General features: G+C 65.5%; 14 protein-coding genes. 8 read left to right on the forward strand and 6 right to left on the reverse strand.

Features of this window, described 5'->3' with window-relative positions; genetic code table 11:
- Positions 1 to 75: 75 nt before the first annotated feature.
- Both VIF40_RS01155 and VIF40_RS01160 read right to left on the reverse strand, forming a co-directional pair.
- Positions 76 to 867, reverse strand: a complete 792-nt coding sequence (locus VIF40_RS01155) for a TOBE domain-containing protein (RefSeq protein WP_331935681.1) — start codon at positions 865 to 867, stop codon at positions 76 to 78.
- Between the two features lie 89 nt (positions 868 to 956).
- Positions 957 to 1,847, reverse strand: coding sequence for an N-acetylmuramic acid 6-phosphate etherase (locus VIF40_RS01160; protein ID WP_331935682.1), 891 nt, complete (start codon positions 1,845 to 1,847; stop codon positions 957 to 959).
- A 154-nt stretch (positions 1,848 to 2,001) separates the two neighbouring features.
- Here VIF40_RS01160 and VIF40_RS01165 point away from each other — a divergent pair, with 154 nt between their 5' ends.
- Complete coding sequence (locus VIF40_RS01165) at positions 2,002 to 3,033, forward strand: SIS domain-containing protein (RefSeq protein WP_331935683.1); 1,032 nt, start codon at positions 2,002 to 2,004, stop codon at positions 3,031 to 3,033.
- Positions 3,030 to 4,205 (forward strand): N-acetylglucosamine-6-phosphate deacetylase, encoded by a 1,176-nt coding sequence (gene nagA, locus VIF40_RS01170; RefSeq protein ID WP_331935684.1) that lies wholly within the window; start codon positions 3,030 to 3,032, stop codon positions 4,203 to 4,205. The genes VIF40_RS01165 and nagA overlap by 4 nt, the downstream gene beginning before the upstream one ends.
- Positions 4,206 to 4,211: 6 nt before the next feature.
- Here the strand turns inward: nagA and VIF40_RS01175 are convergent, their stop codons facing one another.
- Positions 4,212 to 5,210, reverse strand: a complete 999-nt coding sequence (locus VIF40_RS01175; RefSeq protein WP_331935685.1) for a glycoside hydrolase family 3 N-terminal domain-containing protein — start codon at positions 5,208 to 5,210, stop codon at positions 4,212 to 4,214.
- A gap of 153 nt (positions 5,211 to 5,363) precedes the next feature.
- On the opposite strand from VIF40_RS01175, the gene VIF40_RS01180 reads away from it, so the two are divergent.
- The 3 genes from VIF40_RS01180 (at position 5,364) to VIF40_RS01190 (ending at position 7,064) form a co-directional block, all read left to right on the forward strand.
- A complete protein-coding gene (locus VIF40_RS01180) occupies positions 5,364 to 6,296 on the forward strand; it encodes a DMT family transporter (RefSeq protein ID WP_331935686.1) in 933 nt (310 codons plus the stop codon).
- A 138-nt stretch (positions 6,297 to 6,434) separates the two neighbouring features.
- Positions 6,435 to 6,641: a DUF3008 family protein gene (locus tag VIF40_RS01185; RefSeq protein ID WP_331935687.1), complete on the forward strand. Its 207-nt coding sequence runs from the start codon at positions 6,435 to 6,437 to the stop codon at positions 6,639 to 6,641.
- 21 nt (positions 6,642 to 6,662) lie between these two features.
- Positions 6,663 to 7,064, forward strand: coding sequence for a four-helix bundle copper-binding protein (locus VIF40_RS01190; protein ID WP_331935688.1), 402 nt, complete (start codon positions 6,663 to 6,665; stop codon positions 7,062 to 7,064).
- 17 nt (positions 7,065 to 7,081) lie between these two features.
- Here the strand turns inward: VIF40_RS01190 and VIF40_RS01195 are convergent, their stop codons facing one another.
- Positions 7,082 to 7,723, reverse strand: a complete 642-nt coding sequence (locus VIF40_RS01195) for a TetR/AcrR family transcriptional regulator (protein ID WP_331935689.1) — start codon at positions 7,721 to 7,723, stop codon at positions 7,082 to 7,084.
- A 170-nt stretch (positions 7,724 to 7,893) separates the two neighbouring features.
- Here VIF40_RS01195 and VIF40_RS01200 point away from each other — a divergent pair, with 170 nt between their 5' ends.
- From VIF40_RS01200 to VIF40_RS01210, 3 genes are read left to right on the forward strand one after another with little or no spacing between them, the layout of a single operon-like run.
- Entirely contained in the window at positions 7,894 to 9,537 is a 1,644-nt protein-coding gene (locus VIF40_RS01200) for an efflux transporter outer membrane subunit (RefSeq protein ID WP_331935690.1), read from the forward strand.
- Positions 9,527 to 10,708: an efflux RND transporter periplasmic adaptor subunit gene (locus VIF40_RS01205; RefSeq protein WP_331935691.1), complete on the forward strand. Its 1,182-nt coding sequence runs from the start codon at positions 9,527 to 9,529 to the stop codon at positions 10,706 to 10,708. Before VIF40_RS01200 ends, VIF40_RS01205 begins: the two co-directional genes overlap by 11 nt.
- 15 nt (positions 10,709 to 10,723) lie before the next feature.
- The gene (locus tag VIF40_RS01210; protein WP_331935692.1) at positions 10,724 to 13,843 is read left to right on the forward strand and encodes an efflux RND transporter permease subunit; all 3,120 of its coding nucleotides are present in this window, start codon (positions 10,724 to 10,726) and stop codon (positions 13,841 to 13,843) included.
- 60 nt (positions 13,844 to 13,903) lie between these two features.
- Here VIF40_RS01210 and VIF40_RS01215 read toward each other — a convergent pair whose 3' ends face one another.
- On the reverse strand, positions 13,904 to 15,295 hold the full coding sequence (locus tag VIF40_RS01215; RefSeq protein WP_331935693.1) for a sensor histidine kinase: 1,392 nt from the start codon (positions 15,293 to 15,295) through the stop codon (positions 13,904 to 13,906).
- A complete protein-coding gene (locus VIF40_RS01220; RefSeq protein WP_331935694.1) occupies positions 15,282 to 16,784 on the reverse strand; it encodes a sigma-54 dependent transcriptional regulator in 1,503 nt (500 codons plus the stop codon). Before VIF40_RS01220 ends, VIF40_RS01215 begins: the two co-directional genes overlap by 14 nt.

A 16,784-nucleotide genomic window follows, 5' to 3' on the forward strand; every position in this document is an offset into this window, starting at 1 on the left:
AATCGACGAGCGCGCCCATTTTATCGGCGGGAGGCCCGCCGATTGATCGTTCTTCAAGCACAATGGAATTCGAGGTCAGTCCACCGCGAGAATGACGTCGGTCGGGCTGAAGCTCGCGACGGCGCGCTCGCCCTCGGCGATGCCGAGGTCTTCCGCCGTCTGGCGCGGCACGACGGCGTGCATCGTCTTGCCCGCGCCGATGTCGAGCAGCACCTCGCTGTTGCGCTCCGCGTCGATTCGACGCCGCACCACGCCGGCGAATTGATTGCGCGCGCCCGCGGGCGTGTGCTCGGCCGGGTGGAGATGGACGAAGGAGGATTTGATCAGCGCCAGCGTCTTGCGTCCCGCCTCGAGGCCGAGCTCGACCGCCGAATCATTGGTGACGATGGCGTGAATGGTGGTCTCCGGCGAGACGCGCAGCGTCACCTCGACGTCGACCGGCCATTTCTTCACCGAGACGACTTCCGTCTGGAATATATTGCGCGCCGAAATTTTGACGCCCACGCTCCAGAGCAGAAAATCATCCTGATCCTCGAGCCCCTCCTCGGCGATCAGCGAGGAGATGCGCGACATCCGCTCCTCCAGCCGGTGGAAGGTGGCGATGAGCCGGCGTCCCTCCGGCGTCACCTCGGCGCCGCCGCCCGAGCGGCCGCCGGCCTTGGTGACGAAGGCTGGGCTCGGCAGCAGATTATTGATGGCGTTCACCGCGTCCCAGGCGGTTTTATAGCTGAAGCCCACGACTTTGGCCGCTTTGGTGATGCTGCCATATTCGGCGACGGCCTCCAGCAGCTTGATGCGGTCCCGCCCGACGAGAAAGCGCCCTTCGCGGCGAAGAGCCAGCAGCGCGTCGATCTTATTGACTGTCATGCTCTCTCGATTCCTCTTTAGCGTGTATTTATACGTCAGAGCGGAGAAGACGCATCAAAAATCGGGCCGGCCGGTCAGAAACATCGAAATCACTTCGCCGAGGAGAGCGCTTCGACCGCTCGGCGCAGATGGCCGCGCGAACATTCGAGCGCCGCCTGCGCCTCGCCGAGCCCATGGCCTTCGAGCAGAAGATAGGCCAGCTTGACGCTGCCGCCGGCGCGGACGAGCGCCGCGCCGATCTCCGCGGCGTCGCGGCCGGTGAGCCGCGTGAGAATGCGCTCGCTGCGGCGCACCAGCTTTTTGTTGGACGCCTGCACATCGACCATCAGCCCCTCGAAGACTCTGCCTTGCAGAATCATCACCAGCGAGGAGAGCATCAGCAGCGCGATGCGTTGCGCCGTGCCGGCCTTCATGCGCGTCGAGCCGGCGATCGCCTCCGATCCCGTGTCGAGAAACACCGCATGATCCGCTTGCGTGAGCAGCGGAGCGTCGCGATTATTGGCGACGCCGATGGTCAGCGCGCCGCGTCGTCCCGCCTCGCGCAGACAGGCGAGAGTGAAGGGAGTGGTGCCGCTCGCGGCGACGCCGATCACGACATCGGCTTCGCCGATCGCGTGGCGGCGCATCAGCTCGGCGCCGTGGCCGGACTCGTCCTCCGCGCCTTCGACGGCTTTCAGCAGCGCATCGTCGCCGCCCGCCATCAGCAGCAGCAGCCGGTCCTGCGGCCAGCTGAAGGTCGGCGTCAGCTCGGCCCCGTCCTGCACGGCGAGCCGGCCCGAGGTTCCGGCGCCGACATAGACGATGCGTCCGCCCTGCGCCAGGCGTTGCACGACGGCGAGCGCCGCGGTCTCGATCGCAGGGCGCGCCGCGCGCACGGCGGCGACGGCGGCCAATTGCCCCTCGATCATCGCGTCGAGAATCTCGCGCGGCTCCCATGCGTCGATCGACGAATAGCGTGGGCTCGGACGTTCGGTTTCCATTGACGCGCCTCCATGCGGGAAGAGGTCGGCGCTCTGCGCGAAAATCGCAAGCGAGGACGCAGCAGCGTAGGGGATTTCACGCTCGCTCGCGGCGCGCTCTTGTGACATAAGGGCGCGGGCGGGGGGCGACGATAAAGCTGCAGCAGAGCCGCCGATGATCAAGCATGACAATCAAATGGCGATCGAAGCGCGCGAGGCGCCCCATGCCGTCGCGCGGCAGCAGGAGCAGATCGCAGCGCGTCTCGCGCCGCTCGTCTCGCGCCTGCGCGATGTGAATCCCCGCGTCGTCGTGACCTGCGCGCGCGGCAGCTCCGCTCACGCGGCGACATTCGTCAAGCATCTCGTCGAGCGCGGCCTCGGCCTGCCGGTCGCCGCCGCCGCGCCGAATATAACCAGCGTCTATGGCGGCTCGCTGCGGCTCGACGGCCAATTCTTTCTGGCGATCTCGCAATCGGGCGGCAGCGTCGATCTCGTCGAGCAGGCCGCCGCCGCGCGCCGCAGCGGCGCCGTCACCGCTTGCCTCGTCAATGAGGTGGAGAGCGATCTCGCCGCGCAATGCGAATTCGTTCTGCCGATGGCGGCGGGGCCGGAATTCGCCGTGCCGGCGACCAAGACCTTCATCGCCTCGCTGGCCGCGCTGGCGCGTCTCGTCGCGCTGTGGTCGCAGGATCGCGCGCTCGCTGCGGCGCTCGCGCGCCTGCCGGAGCGGCTCGCGCGCGCGGCCGAGCTCGACTGGTCGCGAATGGTCGACGCTTTTTCGCGCGCCGAGAGTCTCGTCGCCATAGGGCGCGGGCCGACGCTCGCCATCGCGCGCGAAGCGGCGTTGAAGCTGAAGGAAACCGCCAATCTCCACGCCGAGGCGTTCAGCTCGGCGGAATTCATGCATGGCCCCGTGTCGCTCGTCTCGCCGCTCTATCCGATCTTGATGTTCACGCCGACCGACGAAGCGGCGATCGGCATGCGGCGCCTCGCCGAGGATCTGCGCGGCAAAGGCGCAGCGCTGTTCGCCACCGATCGCGAGGACGAGACGCGCAGCCGTCTGCCGACGCTCTCGCCCGACCATCCGGAGACCGACGCGATCTGCCTCATTCAGAGCTTCTATGCGATGGCGGCGCAGCTCGCCGCCGCGCGCGGCGTCGATGTCGATCGCCCGCGGCATCTACAGAAGGTGACGCGCACGCGATGAGCGAAGAGTCGCGCCGAATCATCGCCGCCGATGTCGTCTTCGACGGCGCATCGGCGCATCGCGACTGCGCCGTGGTGATCGAGGGCGAAGACATCGTCTCGCTCATTCTGCGCCGCGAGATTCCGCGCGGCGCGACCGTCGTCGAGCTGCCGAAGGGCGTCTGGATCGCGCCGGGCTTCATCGATATTCAGGTGAATGGCGGCGGCGATATTCTGTTCAACGACGAGCCGACGCCGGAGGCGATCGCGACGATCCTTCGCGCGCATCGCAAATTCGGCACGACGTCGCTGCTGCCGACGCTCATCACCGACACGGATGAAAAGATGATCGCGGCGAAGCGCGCCGTGACGACGATCCTGCCGCGGGAGCCCGGCGTGCTCGGCGTGCATTTCGAAGGACCGTTCATCTCGCCGGAGCGGCTCGGCGTGCATCGCGCCGATCTGTGTCGCGCGCCACAGCCGCACCATGTCGAAATGCTCGCGCCGCCGCCGGGGGGCGTCTCGCTGGTCACGCTCGCGCCGGAGGCGGCGCCGCCGGGCTTCGTCTCGGAGCTCGTCGCCGCCGGCTGCAAGCTCGCGCTCGGCCATTCGATGGCGACCTATGCGCAGACGCGCGCGGCGATGAGCGAAGGGTCGACCGGCTTCACCCATCTGTTCAACGCCATGCGTCCGCTCGCGAGCCGCGAGCCGGGGCCGATCGCCGCCGCGCTCGAATCCTGCGCCGCCTATTATGGGCTCATCGTCGACGGCGAGCATGTCGATCCGGCGATGCTGCGCCTCGCTCTGCGCGCCGGCCTCGGTCATCCCATGCTCGTCACCGACGCCATGCCGCCGGTCGGCGGAAGCGCGCAGCAGTTCCTGTTGCAGGGCCGGCCGATCATCGTGCGGGACGGACGCTGCGTGACGACGGAGGGCGCGCTCGCCGGCGCGGCGCTCGATATGGCGAGCGCCGTGCGCAATTGCGTTGCGATGCTCGATCTTCCGCTCGAGCGGGCGCTCGTCTTCGCGTCGACGCATCCGGCGAATTTCCTGGGGCTCGGAAAGAGGCTCGGCCGGCTCGTCGCGGGCTATCGCGCCGATATGACGGCTTTCGATCCGCAGAGCATTCGCGTCGTGGCGACCTGGGTCGCCGGCGCGCCTTCCACCGAGGACAGGCCTTCCACCGAGGAGTGATGAGCGTCACGCCTTCAGGCGGCGGATGCGCTCGATCGCGGCGCGCGCAGCGTCGCGGAGCGAGGCGTCCTTCTCGCAGGCTTCGAGCAGATTCTCCGCATAGCGTGCGGACTCGTCCTGCTCATCCTTCATATTATTGCCGATGAGGATGAAATCGACGCCGGCGCGCAAGGCGCAGAGCGAGGCTTCGCCCGTCGTCATCAGCTTTTGCACGCCCTGCATCTGCAGATCATCGGTCAATATCACGGCGTCCGGCGCCCATTCACGCAATTTGCGCACGGCGACGGCGGAGAGACAGGTCGGCGTGTCCGTCTCCCATTGATTGACGACGCCATGGCTGAACAGAACCATGGGCGCGCGCGGCGCCAGCGTCTCGAAGATTTTCACCTGCGTGTCGGTGAGGCAGTCGGAGAGATCCATCACATGATCGTGCGGATTGACCTTGGCGCCGCCGGTTCCGGGAAAATGCTTGAGGCAGAGCTTCAGACCTGTCGAGCGCGCCACTTCGACGAGCGCCGCGACGCAATCTTCGACGATCTGCGGATCGGCGGAAAAGCTGCGCTGCGCCGAGCCTATGTCGGGACTGTCGGGCTCAATGTCGAGATCGACGACGGGCGCGAGATCGGCGTCTATGCCGAGATCGCGCAATTCGAGATAGGCGGGCCGTAGCGCCTCGAGCCGCTCGAGCGCCGTCAGCCGGCCGAATTGGCGCGCGCTCGGCAGCGGGCGGAAGCCGCGCTCCTCCTTCAGCCGACGCACTTTGCCGCCCTCTTGATCGATGAAGATCAGCGGGCGCGAGGGCAGCGCGTGAATCTCCTCGCAGAGCGCCTTCACCTGAGCGGGATCGAAGATATTGCGCTCATATTTGCGGGAGATGCAGTCGTAGTCGAACAGGATGACGCCGCCGAGGCCGTGGTCGCGCGCGAAATCGCGCATCCAGGGCGGAACATGCGGCGTGCGGAAGCCGAGCAGGAAGAGCTCGCCGATGGGCAGAGAGGAGGACATGGCCGTGAGATGGCGCGGCGCGCGGCGCGGTCAAATGCGGCCGCGGCGAAATTGCGACGAAAAGGAGACGCTCGCGCTTTCTCCCGCGCTCGATTATGAGTGCGGCGCAGCGAAGTTTCGAGCGGGGAATTCTCGAGCGTGGAAGGAAGTCGGATGAGCGAGGGGATCGTCGAAGGCGCTCCGCGGACGGCGCGATACGCCACGGGCGCGATGTTCGGCGTCTGCGCCGTCACCATCTGGGCGACCTGGATCGTCGTCACGCGGCTCGGCGTGACGACCACGCTCTCGGTCTATGATCTCACCATGCTGCGTTTCGGCGCGGCCGGCGTGCTGCTGTTTCCCGTCGTGCTGCGCAAGGGTCTCGCGCTCGAGCGGCTCGGCCCGCTGCGGCTGCTCCTTCTCGTGTGCAGCGCCGGCGCGCCTTATGTGCTCGTCGCCGCGAGCGGGCTCAAGCTCGCGCCGGTCGCTCACGCGGGAGCGCTGCTGCCGGGCTCCATGCCGCTGTTCGTCGCGCTGCTCTCGTGGCTGTTGACCAAAGAGCGCTTCACCGCGAGCCGCCTGACCGGCTATGCGCTCATCGCTCTGGGCGGCGCGACGATCGCAGGGCCCGGCGCCTTTTCGCTCGGCGAAACGCAGATCGGCCATATTCTGCTGTTGAGCGCGGCCTTCATTTGGGCGTGCTATGCGATCGTGCTGCGCGCCTCTCGGCTCGATTCGCTGCACGCCGCGGCGCTGGTTTCGACCGGCTCGCTCATTCTCTATGGGCCGGTCTATCTCGCCTTTCACGGCCTGCATGGGATGGACGCGCCATTGCGCGACATTGTGACCCAGGCCTTGTTCCAGGGCGTCATGGTCTCGATCGTCGCGCTGTTTCTGTTCGGCAAGGGCATAGAAATTCTCGGTGCCTCGGCCGGCGCGGCCTTCTCGGCGCTGGTGCCGCCGATGGCGGCGCTGATCGCCATTCCGATCCTCGGGGAAGTCCCGACGCTCGCCGAGCAAGCGGCGCTTCTCGCTGTCTCGCTCGGCGTCTATCTCGCGAGCGGCGGCAAGCTGCCGGGCGCGTGGCGGCGCATGCGGAAAGGCTGAGCGCCGGCGCGGCGACGGCGCCCAGCCCGTCCGCCGCGAAGCAAGCGAAAGCGCATTCGGCCCACATCACGCGGCGGCTGGAACGACTCGGCGCCTGCGGAGTTATCCGTCGCCGTCGAAGAACGATGGGAGAAGCCTATGCCCGCGAAATCGAAGGCTCAGCAGATGGCCGCCGGCGCCGCGCTCGCGGCCAAGCGCGGCGAGGTCTCCGCGAGCGCGCTGAAAGGAGCGTCGCGCTCCATGCTCGAATCGATGAGCGAGAAGCAGCTCGAGGAATTCGCCGCGACGAAGCGCAAGGGCAAGCCCGAGCACGCCAGCAAGCCGGAGCACGCCAGAAAGTCTTGAACGCATCGGAAAGGACGTCTCATGCATGTCGAAGCCATCATCGCCAGCCATCCGCAGACGCGTGGGCGCGCCGACGCCGCGCTGATCGAATGCGTCACCGCCTGTTTCGATTGCGCTCAGGCCTGCGCCGCCTGCGCCGACGCCTGCCTCTGCGAGGAGAATGTCGCCGATCTGCGCCGTTGCATCAGGCTCGATCAGGATTGCGCGGACCTATGCCTCGCGACCGGCGCCATCGCCTCGCGTCGCAGCGCGACGGATGAGACGGCGATGCGCGCCACTCTGCAGGCTTGCGTCGATATGTGTCGCGCCTGCGAGAAAGAATGCCGACGCCACGCCAAGCATCACGAGCATTGTCGCATCTGCGCGGAAGTCTGCAAGGAATGCGAGAGCGCCTGCCGTCGCGCCATGGGCTCCGCGCATTAGTCGCGAAGAAGGCGGGCTCAGACGGAGCTCGCCGTCCCATAGGCCTTCAAAAACACGGCGAGCCCCGACTCCATCACGCGCTCATATTCCGCTTCGCTGCGCAGCTCCAACCCCAGCGCGACGCGCATGGGAAGGTCCGAGACAGTGAGGTGCAGCAATTGCTCCGCCGCCATATTGGCGTCGTCGAAGTCGAGCAGCCCCCGCGCCTTCGCCTCGTCGAGAGAGGCGGCGACGAAGTCGAGGACATTCTTCTTGCCGCTGTTGAAATAGAGATGGCAGAGCTCTGGGTAGCGCCAGCGCTCGCTCGACACCGCTTGAAAAAAAGCCGACCATTCCTTGGTCAAGAAACGCGCGACGAAATAGCCGCAGAGCTCGCGCAGCGCCTGCTCGGCGCCGAGGTCGAAATCGGGCGTCGGGACGGCGGCGCATTTCTCACCGCATTCGATCTCGATGAGATTGCGAAACAATGCCTCTTTGCTCGGAAAATAGGCGTAGAGCGTTGCTTTCGACACGCCCGCCGCGCGCGCGATGGCGTCCATGGACGTATCGGCGAAGCCCTGCTCGAGAAATTGCGTCCGCGCCGCCGAAAGGATCTGACATTCCTTTCGGTTCGGGACATGCTCCGCGCACGGCTCGGTCGCTTCCGCTCCCTCTGTCATACTTTTCGATCCACCGGCGTCATCCTGTCCCTCCGCCCGTTGTGGGGTCTTATTGTCAGGCTTCATGCCCCGAATCCATCCTCGGGAAAAACTAGACCGTTCAGTTTTAGCATTGACACGTGGCCTTTGCATTAATATTAAAACTGAACGGTTCAGTTTTCGAGAGGGTCATGCCGAAATTTTCGCGAAGCCATGTCCGACAAGCGAAAACTGCGCCTTGCCGGGGACTAGGGAGCGCTGCCGCGCGCGGCGCCGCCACATTTGCCGCATTCGCACTTTCCGCTTGCGCGGTCGGGCCTGATTTCATTCCGCCTCCCGCGCCAGCCGGCGCGGGCTACGGCAAGATCGGAGCCTCCACAGAGTCCGCGGCGGTCGCCGGCGGCTCGTCGCAGCGCTTCGCCCATGGCCGCGACGTGCCGGGCGAATGGTGGAAGCTGTTCCACTCCAAGCAGATATCGGCGCTGGTCGCCGAGGCTGTGGCGAATCATCCGGATATAGCAGCGGCCGAGGCGGCGCTGCGCCAGGCGCGCGAGATGATCGAGGCCGATTCGGCCACTTTCCTGCCGCAGGCGACGATCGGCGACAGCTTCACGCGGCAGCAGGTGACGACCGCGCAATACGGCAGCCTCGGCTCGTCGTCCTCGTCTTCTTCCTCCTCCAGCTCGGCCTCCAGCTTCGTCTATGGTCTCCACAACGCCAATGTCTCGGTTTCCTTCGCGCCGGACGTCTTCGGCAAGTCCTGGCGCACGCTGGAGAGCGACACGGCGGCCGCCGAGCAGAAGCGCTTCCAGCTCGAGGCGACCTATCTGGCGCTGACCGCCAATGTCGTCACGGCGGCGATCGCCGACGCCTCCTACGCCTCGCAGATCAAGGTGACGCGCGATCTCATCGCCGCCTATCGCCAGCAGCTCGATCTCTTGGAAAAGCGCTTCGAGCTCGGCGCCGTCAGCCAGGCCGACGTGCTCTCCGAGCGCGCGCAGCTCGCGCAGGCGCAGGCGACGCTGCCGCCGCTCGAGAAAGCGCGCGCGCAGACGCGCAATCTGCTGATGGCCTATCTCGGCCGCTTCCCCAACGCCGATAAGGGCGAGGCGGTCGATCTCTCCGGTCTGCGCCTGCCCGGCGAATTGCCGGTCAGCCTGTCCTCGATGCTGGTGCGCCAGCGGCCGGATATTCTCGCCTCCGAGAATCAAGTGCATCAGGCGAGCGCGGAGATCGGCGTCGCGACCGCGAACATGCTGCCGCAATTCTCGCTCAGCGCCACGGGCGGCGCCCAGGCGACGAATTTCACGACGCTGTTCACGCCGCAGACGCTGGTCTACACGCTCGCGGCGCAGGCCTCGGCCAAAGCCTTCGACGCCGGCTCGCTGTTCCACACGCGCGAGGCGAAGGTCGCAGCGTTCGAGCAGGCCGCGGCGCAATATCGCTCGACGGTCATCTCCGCCTTCCAGAATGTCGCCGATTCGTTGCAGGCGGTGAAATACGACGCCGGCACCTTGCGCGCGCAGGTCGCGGCGGAGAAGGCGGCGGCCGCGAGCCTCGAGATCGCGCGCGCGCAATATCGCGCCGGCTCGACGACCTATTCGATCGTGCTCAACGCCGAGCAGACTCTGCTCACCGCGCGGCTCAATCGCGTGAAGGCGCAGGCGGCGCGCTTCGCCGATACGGCGGCGCTGCTGCAATCGCTCGGCGGCGGCTGGTGGAACCGCATCGACGAGACGCCGGCCTCTGAGGCCAAGCCCACCGACATCATCGCCACATCGCCGATCGCCGCGGCGATCAGATCTCAGGCGGAGGACGCACAAAATGCCCGCTAGAACTTTGCTGCAGGATCGTTTCGGCCCCATGGCGAAGCCGATGGCGATCATGCTCGCGATCGTCGCGCTCGTCTTTGGCGGACTCTATGGCTTCAACGCCTTCCGCAATGTGATGATCAAGGGCTTCCTCGCCTCCATGGCCAATCCGCCGCAGACCGTGTCGGCGACGACGGCGGCCTTTCAGGAATGGCGGCCCAAGCTCACCGCCGTGGGCACGTTCCGCGCCGTCAATGGCGCGGATCTCTCGCTCGAGGCGTCGGGCATCGTCGAGAAGATTCACTTCCAATCGGGCGAGGAGGTGAAGGAAGGCCAGCTCCTGCTCGAATTGCGCAAGGACACCGATCTCGCCAAGCTCGCCTCGCAAAAGGCGGCCGCCGAGCTCGCCGGCATAAATCTGCGCCGCGATCAGGCGCAATTGAAGATACATGCCGCGAGCCAGGCGACGGTCGACACCGACCTCGCCAATCTCCAGAGCGCGGAGGCGGATGTCGCGCAGCAGGAGGCGGTGATCGCGCAGAAGACATTGCGCGCGCCCTTCACGGGACGTCTCGGCATTCGCGCAGTCGATCTCGGCCAATATATCGGCGCCGGCTCCGTCATCGTGACGTTGCAGGCGCTCGATCCCATCTATCTCGATTTCACCCTGCCGCAGCAGACGTTGAACGGCATTGAGGTCGGCCAGGCGATCGACGCCGGCGTCGACGCGTTTCCCGACAAGAAATTCACCGGCAAGATCGTCGCGATCAACTCCAAGGTCGATCAGGCGAGCCGCAATGTGCAGGTGCGCGCCAGCCTCGCCAACATCGATCACAAGCTCAAGCCCGGCATGTTCGCGCAGGTCGACATCGTGACTGGAAAGCCCGAGCGTCTGATTACTCTGCCGCAGACGGCGATCGTCTACGCGCCTTTCGGCAATTCCGTGTTTCTCGTGCAGAAGAGCGGCGCGGAGGGTGGCAAGGATGCGCCGGCGGGTTCCGGCCTCACGGCGCAGCAGACTTTCGTGCGCCTCGGCGCGACGCGTGGCGACGAGGTCGCGGTGCTGGAGGGCGTCGCGGAAGGCGCGAGCGTCGTGACCGCCGGCCAGGTGAAGCTGCGAAACGGTTCGCCGTTGAAAATTTCCGAGACGCCGCAGCCGCCGGTCGACGCCAATCCCAAGCCCGTGGATCAGTGAACGGAGACGACGAGCATGCGTTTCACCGACATTTTCGTGCGTCGTCCTGTGCTCGCCTCGGTGGTGAGCCTGTTCATCCTGGTGCTGGGCCTGCGCTCGCTCTTCACCCTGCCGACGCTGCAATATCCGCGCACGCAGAACGCCGTCGTCACGGTGACGACCTCCTATTTCGGCGCCGATCCCGCGACCGTCGCCGGCTTCGTCACGACGCCGCTGGAGAACGCCATCGCTCAGGCGAACGGCATCGACTATCTCACCTCGACGAGCCAAGTCGGCACCAGCACGATCATCGCCAATCTGCGGCTCAACTATGATTCCGGCAAGGCGCTGACCGAGATCAGCACCAAGATCGATTCGGTGCTCAATCAGCTGCCGTCGGCCGTGCAGCGGCCGGTCATCACCGTGAAGATCGGCCAGACCACGGACGCCATGTATATCGGCTTCAATAGCGATATTCTGACGTCGAGCCAGGTCACCGACTATCTCATCCGCGTCGTGCAGCCGCGCCTGCAATCCGTGCCGGGCGTGCAGACGGCCGAGCTCATCGGCGGCAAGACCTTCGCCTTGAGGGCGTGGCTCGATCCGGTCAAGCTCGCCGCCTACGGCCTCACCGCCAGCGAGCTCAGCGCGGCGCTGCAAGGCAATGATTATATCGCCGGCCTCGGCTCGACCAAGGGCGAGATGGTGCAGGTGACGCTCACCGCGGCGACCTCTCTGCATTCGCTCGAGGAGTTCCGCAATCTCGTCGTCAAGCAGGTGAACGGCGCCAATGTGAAGCTGCGCGACGTCGCCAATGTGACGCTCGGCTCGGAGGATTATGAATCGTCGGTGGCGTTCAACGGCAAGAAGGCGGTCTATATCGGCATTCTCGTCGCGCCCAACGCCAATCTCCTCGATGTCGTCAAAGGCGTCAAAGACGCCTATCCCGAGATTCTCAAATCGCTGCCGCAGGGCCTCAGCAGCGATATCGTCTACGACACGACCAACTTCGTGAACAGCTCGATCGACGAGGTGATTCACACGCTGATCGAGGCCATTCTCATCGTCACCGGCGTCGTGTTCATGTTCCTCGGCTCGTGGCGCTCGGTGGTGATTCCGATCATCGCGATTCCACTGTCGCTCGTCGGCTCCTTCACCATTCTGCTGGCCCTCGGCTTCTCGATCAATCTTCTGACGCTACTGGCGCTGGTGCTGGCGATCGGTCTCGTGGTCGATGACGCCATCATCGTCGTCGAAAACGTCAATCGCCATCTCGCCGAAGGCCTGAAGCCATTCGACGCCGCCTTGCAGGCGGCGCGCGAGCTGGCCGGGCCGATCATCGCCATGACCATCGTGCTGATCGCCGTCTATGTGCCGATCGGCTTTCAGGGTGGGCTCACCGGCGCGCTATTCGTCGAATTCGCCTTCACTCTGGCGGGCGCCGTGACGGTCTCCGCCGTCATCGCGCTGACGCTGTCGCCGGTGAGCTGCGCGCTGGTGTTGAAAGCGCCGCAGCCCGGCGAGGAGACGCTGGAGACGAAGATCGTCGACTTCATCGACGCCAAGATGGAATGGGTCAAGGATCGCTATCACCATCTGCTGGAGCGCTCCCTGCATTTCGTGCCGGTGACGCTCACTTTCGGCGCGCTGGTGCTGGTGAGCATCTATTGGCTCTATTCCAATTCGAAGAACGAGCTCGCGCCCAATGAGGATCAAGGCGTCGTCTTCGCGCAATCGACCTCCGCGCCCAACGCCACCTTGCAGCAGAAGCTCTATTATGGCGATCAGGTGTATAAGACCTTCGCCAAGCATCCGGAGATGACCAGCTCCTTCCAGATCGTCACGCCCGGCCTCATCTTCGGCGGCGTCGTCCTCACGCCGGCAGACCAGCGCAAGATCAGCGCCGAGCAGCTTCAGCAGACGCTCCAGCAGGAGCTCGCGCAGGCGGTGCCGGGACAGCGTCTCGTGACCTTCCAGCCGCAGCCTCTGCCGGGCTCGAACGGCCTGCCGATTCAGTTCGTGGTGCAGAGCACCGACACATTCGAGAAGATCAACGACATCTCGCACGACTTCCTGTCCAAGGCGCTGGCGACGGGCAAGTTCATGTTCCTCGACACGGATCTGAAGATCGACCAGCCGCAGATGTCGCTCATCATCGATCGCGAGAAGACGGCGCAGCTCGGCTTGCGAATGGTCGACGTCGGTGGCGGGCTCACCACGGCGTTGAGCGGCGGCTACACGCAATATTTCGGCCTCGACGGGCGCTCATACAAGGTGATTCCGCAGATCGCGCAGCAGTTCCGGCTCAATTCGGATCAGATCCTGAACTATTACATCAAGACTGCGGACGGCTCCTCCGTGCCCTTGTCGACAGTCGCGAGCTTCAAGACGATGGTGGTGCCGGAGTCGCTCAATCACTTCCAGCAGATCAACTCCTTCACCATCTCCGGCGTCGCCGCGCCCGGCGTCATCGCCGGCGAGGCGCTGGCGACGTTGAAGGATGTCGCCGCGCAGACGCTGCCGGCTTCCTACACGATCGACTATGCCGGCGCGTCGCGGCAGTTCGTGCAGGAGTCGAGCGGCTTCGCGACGACCTTCGGCTTCGCGCTGATCATCATCTTCCTGGCGCTCGCGGCGCAATTCGAGAGCTTCCGCGATCCGCTCATCATCCTCGTCTCCGTGCCCATGTCGATCGCCGGCGCGCTCGTCTTCATCATGCTGGGCTTCGGCGGCGCGAGCATCAACATCTACACGCAGGTCGGCCTGGTGACGCTGATGGGCCTCATCAGCAAGCACGGCATTCTCATCGTCGAATTCGCCAATGAGCAGCAGCACGCCGGCAAATCGAAGCGCGAGGCGATTCTCGAGGCGACCGCGATCCGACTGCGGCCGATCTTGATGACGACGGCGGCGATGGTTCTCGGCGTCATGCCGCTGATCACCGCGAGCGGCGCCGGCGCGGCCTCGCGTTACAATATGGGCCTCGTCATCGCCTCCGGCCTCTCGATCGGAACTTTGTTCACGCTGTTCGTGCTGCCGGCGGTCTATCTGGTGCTCGCCGCCGATCACTCGAAGACGCGTGAAGCGAGCGCTCTCGATGTCGATGACGAGCATGACGCTCGCGCCCAGAAGACGATTCGCGTCGTCGCCTCATGAGGCGACGACAACTGCGAGCCGAAGACTCGCGGCCCATCCGCCCCCTCGGGCCGCGGGTCTTCAGGTTCGCAGGCCGCGCATCTCGCCTTCCATCGCGCGCGGCAGCCGCAGAGTGAAACGCGCGCCGCCTTCGGGTGGCGCGTCATATTCGATCGAGCCGCCATGCTCATGGGCGATCGAATAGCTGATCCACAGGCCGAGCCCCGTGCCTTCGCCGACCGCCTTGGTGGTGAAGAAGGGCTCGAAGATCCGGCTGCGCAACGCCTCCGGCACGCCCTTGCCATTGTCCGCCACGGCGACGATCGCCGCATCGCCCTCGGCGCGCATGGCGATGGTGACGAGCGGAGCCTCGACCTCGCGCACGGCGTCGAGCGCATTGTCGATGAGATTGACCAGCACCGAATGAATCTGCCCACTATGTCCGGAGGCGTAGAGCTCGGTCTCCAGCGAGGTCACGATTTTCGCTTTGGCCTTCTTGCTGCGCGAGGCCCATTGCGCGGCCGTCTCCACCACTTTCGACAGCGACACCGCCTCGCGCGGCGTCTTGGCGCCGAAGGAGAGGCGGCGCAGATTTTTCACGATCTCGCTGATGCGCACCGCGCCTTCCAGCGTGCCGTCGATCAGCGGCTCGAGATCGGCGAGAATGGCGTCTATGCCGCTCGCCCGGCGAAGCGCGCCGCGCTCCTCGGCGCTCGCGCCCGCATGGATCGCCTCGAGATAGGCGGCAATCGCCTTGCGATAACGGTCGAGCGTATGAATATTGCCATAGACGAAGCTGATCGGATTATTGAGCTCATGCGCGACGCCGGCGACGAGCCGGCCGAGGCTCGCCATTTTTTCTTGCTCGACCAGTCGCGACTGCGCCTGCTGCAGATCGACATGGGCGCGATGCAGCGCCTCATAGGCGCGCCGCAATTCGCCGATCGGCCGACCGGTGAAGACGGCGCCCGCGCGTCGCCCGTCCGAGTCGAACAGAGGCGAGCAATTGATCGCCATCAGATCGGAAGGGCCCTTGCGCGAGCGAAAGCGCAGCTCGACGCTGGTCGGATCGCGCGCCTGGCCGGCGATGATGGCGGCCGCGCGCGCTTCGTCCTCCTCGACGAAAAGCGTCGTGACGGACGCGCCTTTGAGCTCGGCCTCGTCGCGGCCGGCGAGCTCCTCGAAAGCGGGATTGACCTGCAATATCGCGCCGCGCTCGTCGCAGACGATCAGCACGTCCGAGACGGAGGCGATGACGCTCTGAATGAAATTGCGCGCCGCCTCGAGCTCGCCGTTCTTGCGTTCGAGATCGGCTTCATAGCCGATGAGGTCCGCGTAGACCTCGTCCATCTTCTTGATGACCTCGAGCCAGACCGATTCGCCGCCGTCCGACAGCGCGATCTCCTCCTTGCCGGCGACCAGCGCGATGAGGTCGCCATGCTTGGCGTAGGATTTCGCGTCAATTTTCGTCATCGACGACGCGGGAGATGTCATAGCGGGCGATCTTGCTGCGCAGTCCGACGCGCGACAGACCGAGCTCGTCGGCGACATGGCTGATGTTGCGTCCATTGCGCTCCAGCGATTCCTTGATCAGCGCGCATTCCAGCATTTCGACGCGCTCCTTCAGCGTGAAGCGGCCCTGCTGCTCCTCGGGCGTCGTCGTGATGCGGCCTTGATCGGCGATCGGCGGCGACAATAGATCTGGCGGAAGATTGGCGTCGCCGTCGCTCAGCACCACCATGCGCTGGATCTCATTGTGCAGCTCGCGCACGTTTCCGGGCCAAGCATAGCGCTCCATCAGCCGCAGCGTCTCCGGCTCGAAGCCTGGCACGCGGCGATTGAAGGTCTGGTTCACGCTGACGAGTATGCGCGCCGCTATGATGGCGATGTCGCAGCGCCGCTCGCCGAGCGTCGGCAGATGGATCGGAAATGTCGCGAGGCGATAATAGAGGTCGCGGCGAAATCGCCCCGCCTCGACATCTGCGACGATGTTGCGATTGGTGGCGGCGATGACGCGAACGTCGACGCGCCGCGGCCGTTGCGCGCCGAGCGGGCGAATCTCGCCCTCCTGCAGCACGCGCAGCAGCTTCACTTGAAAGGAGGGAGACGTCTCGCCGATCTCGTCGAGAAAGATCGAGCCGCCGTCGGCGACCTCGAACAGGCCGATGCGATCCTGATAGGCGCCGGTGAACGCGCCCTTCTTGCAGCCGAACAACTCGCTCTCGAGCAATTCATCCGGCAGCGCGCCGCAATTTTCGACGACGAACGTCTTCTCTCCGCGCGCCGAGCCATGATGAATGGCGCGCGCGAGCAGCTCCTTGCCGGTGCCGGATGCGCCGGTGATCAACACGGAAATATCATATTCCGCGGCGCGGCGGGCGAGGGCGATCGCCGCGCGCATCGGGCTCTCCGGCGCATGGACGATGCGGCCGAACTCGAACATGCGCCGCTCCGCGCGTCGTCTGTCGCCGGCCAGACGCTGCAATCTCTCATGCGAGGGCTTGGCTTCGAGCGGCGGCGCCGCGCCGCCGTCCTTCTGGAAAGCGTAGAGCTGCGCCGCCTCGCGCACCGATCGGATCAGCTTGTCCGGGTCCCAGGGCTTGGTCACATATTGGAAAATGCCGGCCTCGTTGACGCCGGCGATGATGTCTTCCGCATCCGTATAGCCGGAGATGATCATGCGCACCGGCTCCGGCCAATGCTCGCGCACGCGCGTCAAAAATTCGACGCCGCTCTCGCCCGGCATGCGCTGATCGCAGAGAATGACCTGCACCAGATCGCCGGCGAGCACGGCCTCGGCCTCGGCGGCGTTGCTCGCGCAGACGATCTGAAACTCGCCGCCGAGCACGCGGCGCAGCGATTCGAGCGAGCGCTTCTCATCATCGACGATGAGCACAGTGGCGCCGCGGGAGATCGGCCTCGCGTCGCTCTCCAATTCGCTGCGGTCCTCGTGCTTGTTCAT

It is taken from the genome of Methylosinus sp., from assembly GCF_036560965.1.
Classification (GTDB): domain Bacteria; phylum Pseudomonadota; class Alphaproteobacteria; order Rhizobiales; family Beijerinckiaceae; genus Methylosinus.